1 pseudogene is annotated in these 499 nt (G+C 68.5%); it reads right to left on the reverse strand.

Annotation, left to right across the window (positions count from 1 at the left end):
- Positions 1–499: pseudogene (locus CWS39_RS28425) on the reverse strand (integrase core domain-containing protein); the annotation flags it as partial.

The following is a 499-nucleotide window of genomic DNA, read 5'->3' on the forward strand; positions in this document are numbered from 1 at the left end:
CCTCATAGCGATTGCCATGTAGCGCCACGGTGGCCGTCTTGTTCACCCGGCGATGTTCCTCCCACAGGAACGCCTCGGTGAGCGCCTCCGGCGCGGGCAGCGGGACCGGTCCGGGCGCTGACCAGCGCGCCCGCGGGGTCTGCCCGGTTTCGGAATGCACCGTGCGGTGATAGACGGTTTCGACCCAGGCCGCGAACAGCCGATTCAGCTCGGCCAGGTCGGTCACGTGGGGGCGGCCGGCGATGTCGGGTTCGCCGGTGATCTCGACCAGGAACTGCTCGCGCACGGTCCTGAAAAACCTCTCTATCTTCCCTCTGCCTTCGGGCCGGCCTGGTGTCGAATGGACAAGGCGCACCCCGAGTTTCGCGCACGCCCGCAACAACCACGTATCCACATAGGGCGAGCCGTTATCGACATACACCGCATTCGGCACACCGCGGGCCGCCAGCGCCGGGCGCAGCGCCGCGGCCAGGCGCACCGTGTCCTCGGCATGGCCCCA

It is taken from the genome of Mycobacterium hubeiense (assembly GCF_002838065.1).
Taxonomy (GTDB): Bacteria; Actinomycetota; Actinomycetes; order Mycobacteriales; family Mycobacteriaceae; genus Mycobacterium; species Mycobacterium hubeiense.